Source organism: Mesorhizobium sp. M5C.F.Ca.IN.020.32.2.1, assembly GCF_004023105.1.
Taxonomy (GTDB): domain Bacteria; phylum Pseudomonadota; class Alphaproteobacteria; order Rhizobiales; family Rhizobiaceae; genus Mesorhizobium; species Mesorhizobium wenxiniae.
Genome location: NZ_RZSX01000467.1, coordinates 1 through 5,002, shown reverse-complemented (window position 1 = coordinate 5,002; position 5,002 = coordinate 1). Strand labels below are relative to the sequence as shown.

The 5,002-nt window shown below is 60.2% G+C and carries 7 protein-coding genes; 4 read left to right on the top strand and 3 right to left on the bottom strand.

The window, feature by feature from the left end:
* Positions 1–737 (bottom strand): flavodoxin-dependent (E)-4-hydroxy-3-methylbut-2-enyl-diphosphate synthase (locus EOA86_RS21885; RefSeq protein ID WP_164891893.1); only part of this gene is annotated, 737 nt, incomplete at its 3' end.
* A gap of 375 nt (positions 738–1,112) precedes the next feature.
* A complete protein-coding gene (locus EOA86_RS21880; protein WP_023797036.1) occupies positions 1,113–1,298 on the bottom strand; it encodes a YdcH family protein in 186 nt (61 codons plus the stop codon).
* A gap of 239 nt (positions 1,299–1,537) precedes the next feature.
* Here EOA86_RS21880 and EOA86_RS21875 point away from each other — a divergent pair, with 239 nt between their 5' ends.
* The gene (locus tag EOA86_RS21875) at positions 1,538–1,741 is read left to right on the top strand and encodes a YdcH family protein (RefSeq protein WP_029348759.1); all 204 of its coding nucleotides are present in this window, start codon (positions 1,538–1,540) and stop codon (positions 1,739–1,741) included.
* Positions 1,742–1,773: 32 nt separating this feature from the next.
* Here the strand turns inward: EOA86_RS21875 and EOA86_RS21870 are convergent, their stop codons facing one another.
* Positions 1,774–2,577, bottom strand: coding sequence for an IclR family transcriptional regulator (locus EOA86_RS21870; protein ID WP_128343539.1), 804 nt, complete (start codon positions 2,575–2,577; stop codon positions 1,774–1,776).
* Between the two features lie 120 nt (positions 2,578–2,697).
* Here EOA86_RS21870 and EOA86_RS21865 point away from each other — a divergent pair, with 120 nt between their 5' ends.
* The 3 genes from EOA86_RS21865 to EOA86_RS21855 all read left to right on the top strand — a co-directional run bounded on the left by EOA86_RS21865 (position 2,698) and on the right by EOA86_RS21855 (position 4,967).
* The gene (locus EOA86_RS21865; RefSeq protein WP_127208722.1) at positions 2,698–3,579 is read left to right on the top strand and encodes a transporter substrate-binding domain-containing protein; all 882 of its coding nucleotides are present in this window, start codon (positions 2,698–2,700) and stop codon (positions 3,577–3,579) included.
* A gap of 70 nt (positions 3,580–3,649) precedes the next feature.
* A complete protein-coding gene (locus tag EOA86_RS21860) occupies positions 3,650–4,315 on the top strand; it encodes an amino acid ABC transporter permease (RefSeq protein ID WP_065011301.1) in 666 nt (221 codons plus the stop codon).
* Position 4,316: 1 nt separating this feature from the next.
* A complete protein-coding gene (locus EOA86_RS21855; protein ID WP_095517947.1) occupies positions 4,317–4,967 on the top strand; it encodes an amino acid ABC transporter permease in 651 nt (216 codons plus the stop codon).
* Positions 4,968–5,002: the final 35 nt, after the last annotated feature.

Genomic DNA, 5,002 nt, shown 5'->3' with positions numbered 1-5,002 from the left:
ATGCCTTTCGAACCCATGCCGGCCTCGGTGAGGCCGAGATGCAGCGCATGGTTGGAGCGGGTGGCAAGCTCGGTGTAGACGGCGATCAGATCCTGCACGCCGCTGACCTTGGCCGACAGGATGATCTTCTCGCGGCCAAGGCCGATCTCCTCGGCCATTTCGGCCGAAAGGATCGCCGACTGCACGATCGCCTCGCGCGTTACCTCCTGCGCGGTCAGCGGAAAGCCTCGGCGCTGGTTGTCGTCCATCAGCCGGGTCAGAAGCTCCTGGTCGAGCGACCCCCAGTTGACGCCGATGCGCACCGGCTTGTTGTACCGGATCGCCATCTCGACGATCGCCGCGAACTGCCGGTCCTTCTTGTCCTTGAAGCCGACATTGCCCGGATTGATGCGGTATTTGGCCAGCGCCTCGGCGCAAGACGGGTGGTCGGCGAGCAGCTTGTGGCCGATATAGTGGAAATCGCCGACCAGCGGCACGTTGATGCCGAGCCGTTCGAGCCGCTCGCGGATGGCGGGCACGGCGGCAGCACTCTCGTCGCGATCGACGGTGATGCGCACGATCTCGGAGCCGGCGCGATGCAGCGCCGCAATTTGAGCGACTGTCTGGTCGACGTCGGCGGTGTCGGTGTTGGTCATCGACTGAACGACGACAGGCGCACCCCCGCCGACCATCACGCCGCCGACATCGACACCGACCGATGTACGGCGCGGGAAGGGTGAAGAAAAATATCCGGTCATGGCCGGCTGCCCTTTGTTAGCGCCGAATTCCGGAATCGGTTTCCGGAAACAATCATGCGCAAAAATCAAAATACAGCGTCGTTTGCGCGTCCGAAAGGACGCGCGGCGCCGTAGAAGGTCCCGGCATGAGGTGGAGGAGCAAAGATGGCTTGTCAATGGCGACAGGCAGGCAGACCTGTCAAATCGACCGCCGGACAAAAGGAAACGCTCCGGCGGCATGGGTTGCCACCGGAGAAGATGGTCGCGCGCAAAGCGCGCACCCCCGCACATGACCCCGAAAATCGAAACGATTTTCGGAAAGGATCATGCGCCAAAATCAGAAGCACGACAGCGCCCTTTGCGCGTCCAAAGGACGCGCGGCGCTGTAGATGAGCGTCAGTGCGTGGTGGGTTTCGGTTTCGCCTTCAATTTCTCAATCTCGTCCTTGAGTGCCAGCTTGCGCCGCTTGAGATTCACGATTTCGAGGTCGTCGACCGATGGATGGTTCATCGCATCATCGATTTCGCGTTCGATGTCGCCGTGTTTCCGCTGCAGCTCATCAAGATGGGATGCAAGAGACATGATTGGTTCTCCCTTTCATGGTTTCCTCGATTGCAGCCGTCAAGGCGCGTCCACCGCAGGCTCGCTTCTGTGACGGCATAATGACAGTGTGCCACTAACGGGCATCGATGTCGAATGCTGCGTGGTAGCATTCCACGACAATACGAAATGTGGTATTGGCTGCGCGCCGGTGCAAGATACCTCCGGCCCCGCCCAATCAGGCCCATTTTTGGGCGCCGCAGACGTGCAGACGGTAGATAATGTCCGAACAGGAACAGGCCGATATCCGCCTCGAATATTCTCGGCTGAAGCAAGAGCACGCCGATTTTGACGCGGCGATCAACGCGATGATCGCCATCGGCTGCGACCCTCTGCAGATCCAGCGCATGAAGAAGAAAAAGCTTTTCCTGAAAGACCGGCTGATGGCGCTGGAAGACCGGATCATACCCGACATCATCGCGTGAGCGAATCCACTTACCGTCGCGGCAAATCCTGCTCATCCCGAGATCGAAAGCCTTGCGGCGCGTTCGCGCAGCAAGGCAATGAGATGGCCGGTCTTCTCCTCGGAAGTGTCGATGGGAACCACCAGGCATATCGTCGCCTCGACCTTGCCGGCAGCTGAAAACACCGGCGCTGCAAGGCATTTTGTATAGGCGTCGACAAGACCGGAGGTCACACAGTAGCCGGCAGACCCGGCCGTGACGATATCTTCTATGAAGTCATCCAGCAGCAATCTGCGGCCGTCCGGCAGGACGAGATCGTCCTCAGACACCATGTCTTCGATCACGGCCCGTTCGAAACCGGCGAGTAGCAATCGCCCGGAAGCGGTCCAGGGAAGCGGGATCTGCAAACCTGTGGCCGAACTGATCCGGAACGGCCTGGTGCCCGGGCTTGAATGGACAATCGTATAGCGGCCGCTTTGCAGCATACACAATTCAGAGGTCTCGCCTGTCTCGCGCGACAGATTGTCGACTTCCTGACGTCCTCTCCTGAGCAAGTCGTTGCCGCGCACATAGTCCATTCCGTAGAGATAAAGCTTCTTCCCGAAATAGACCCGATTGCCGTCGCCAGCCATTTCCAGCAGGCCCGCATCCACGAGCGAGCGCACAAGCGTGTAGATCGTCGAGCGCGGCGCATTCACTCCTTTGGCGAGATCGCCAATCCCGATCGCTCGCTGGTTTGCGTGAAGAAACTCCAGGATATGGAGCACCCGGTTGAGACCCTTCTCGCGGGAACTCGCAATCTTGTCTTCGTCCGGACCAGCTTCCGACCGCGCTGCCAAGGCATTGCCATCTTGCATTACTGATTCCTGATGTTAGTATCTGTCTTGTACAGGATACATGTGTCTTTTGTAAGAGACAATCCAGCAGATCACTGACGCATGTATCGGCAAGGGGAACACAACACGAAGGAGGTCGCCGTGAACGACACATCCAAAAGACGTGAATTTCTGAAACTGGGAATGGCAGGGCTTGCAACGGCCGGAGTGGTGGGCGCAGCAGCAACGATCGATGTTCAGAAGGCGGCAGCGCAAGCTGCACCGGACAGCCTGCTGCGCACTGTTCTTGAGCGCGGCAAGGTGATCGTCGGCACCGGCAGCACCAACGCGCCCTGGCACTTCGAAAACGATGCCGGCGAGCTGGTCGGCATGGACATCACCATGGGGCGCATTCTTGCAAAGGGGCTTTTCGACGATACGACCAAGGTCGAATTCGTCATGCAGGATCCGGCACAGCGCATTCCGAACGTGACCACCAACAAGGTCGACATCTCGATCCAGTTCATGACCATGACCGCCCAGCGCTCGCAGCTTATCCACTTCTCCCGGCCCTATTACGTCGAAGGCATCGCCTTGCTGACCCTTCCGAACGCCGAAAACAAGACCTTCGACAAGCTGCTTGCCGGCGGTTCGGCGACACGGATTTCCATCCTGCAGAACGTCGATGCCGAGGCAAATGTGCGAATCGTCCTGCCGGAGGCGCAGGTGATGCAGATAGACACGCAGGCCAACGTGCTGCAGGCACTGGAATCGAAACGCGTCGACGGCGCCGCCGTCGATCTGTCGACGGTCCGCTGGCTCGCCTCGCGTAATCCGGACAAATACTTCGATGCCGGCAAGAGCTGGTTCTCGATGCTTTACGGCGCCGCACTTCGGCAAGGCGACCTCGACTGGCTGACCTTCGTCAACACGACTTTCACCACCGCCATGTTCGGCCATGAGACGGCGCTCTATGACGCTGCATTCAAGGACTATTTCGGACAGGAGCCGCCGGCGCGCCATCCCGGCTTCCCGGTCATCTGATGCAAGCTGGCGGAAGGGCCGCGCCCTTCCGCCTCCTTCTCGTCGACGGCCCTCGATATCACAGGGACACATGGGCTATACCCTAAACTTCAACCTGATCTGGCGGCATTTCGACAAGCTCTGGGGAGGGCTGCTGCTCAGCCTCGAGCTGGCCGTGATCTCCATCGCGATCGGCATTGTCATCGGGCTGCTTCTGGCGGTCTGGTACGTGTCGGCCGGGCGTGCGGTGCGGACCGTCATCGCCGCCTATGTCGAGTTCATCCGCAACGTGCCGCTGATCCTGCTCGTCTATCTCGTCTTCTACGGCCTGCCGACGGTGGTCGACATCGCCTACAGCGCGCAGACCTCATTCATTGCCACGCTGTCGCTCTATAGCGGCGCTTATCTGGTCGAGGTGTTCCGCTCGGGGCTCGAAGCGGTTCCGCGCGGACAGCTCGACGCCGGCAAGGCGATCGGCCTGACGCCCTGGCAAAGGCTGGTCCATGTGCGCCTGCCGACGATGTTGCGGATAACGCTGCCCGCGCTTTCCAACACGTTCCTATCGCTGTTCAAGGACACGTCCGTTGCCTCGGTCATTTCGGTGCCCGAGCTCACCTACGGCGCCCAGTGGATCAACTTCAACACCTTCCGCATCGTCGAGGTCTATCTTGTAGTGACGGCGATGTACCTCTTGACCGGCTATGCGCTTCTTTATGCGCTTCGGCTTGTCGAGCGCCGGTTCAGGGCGGCGCACTAGGATGCTTGGCCAGATCGCCTATGCCTTGCCTTTCCTGGCCCAAGGTTTTGCCGTGACACTATGGGTGTCGCTGCTGGTCGTGGTGTTGTCGCTCGTCGCCGGTGTGATGATGGGCGTCGGCCTTGTCTATGGCCCGGCTCCGCTGCGCTGGGCGGTGCGGATTTTCAGCGACACCATACGCGGCATTCCGATCCTGGTGCTCATCTTCTTCGTCTATTACGGCCTGCCTGCCGTCGGCATCCATCTGGAATCCTTCTGGGCAGCCGTGCTGGCACTCACCCTGTTCAAGACGGCGCAGGTCATCGAGTATCTGCGCGGTGCGGTCGGTTCCATACCGAAGGGGCAGTCCGAGGCGGCGATGGCGATCGGGCTGACTTTTCGCCAGCGACTGGCTTACGTCATCTTCCCGCAAGCGTTCAGGCGCTTCCTGCCGCCTTGGATCAATGGCGTCACCGATGCGGTGAAGGGCAGCGCGCTGGTCTCGCTGCTCGGCATCACCGACCTGATGCACGCCATCAACCAGGTTATCGGCCGCACCTACGAGGCGATGCCGCTCTACATCCTCGGTGCGGTCATCTACTTCGTCGTCAATTACGCCCTCTCCCTGGCCAGCCGACGGTTGGAGCGGCGTTTCTCCTTTATCCGGGAATAGCAAGATGTCCATCGCCCCGCCCGCCAATCTGGCGC

What these genes read in the sequence shown, in the direction of transcription:
- EOA86_RS21880 (WP_023797036.1), bottom strand. Translation starts at nt 1,298, where the DNA reads ATGTCTCTTGCATCCCATCTTGATGAGCTGCAGCGGAAACACGGCGAC.
- EOA86_RS21875 (WP_029348759.1), top strand. Translation starts at nt 1,538, where the DNA reads ATGTCCGAACAGGAACAGGCCGATATCCGCCTCGAATATTCTCGGCTG.
- EOA86_RS21870 (WP_128343539.1), bottom strand. Translation starts at nt 2,577, where the DNA reads ATGCAAGATGGCAATGCCTTGGCAGCGCGGTCGGAAGCTGGTCCGGAC.
- EOA86_RS21860 (WP_065011301.1), top strand. Translation starts at nt 3,650, where the DNA reads ATGGGCTATACCCTAAACTTCAACCTGATCTGGCGGCATTTCGACAAG.
- EOA86_RS21855 (WP_095517947.1), top strand. Translation starts at nt 4,317, where the DNA reads ATGCTTGGCCAGATCGCCTATGCCTTGCCTTTCCTGGCCCAAGGTTTT.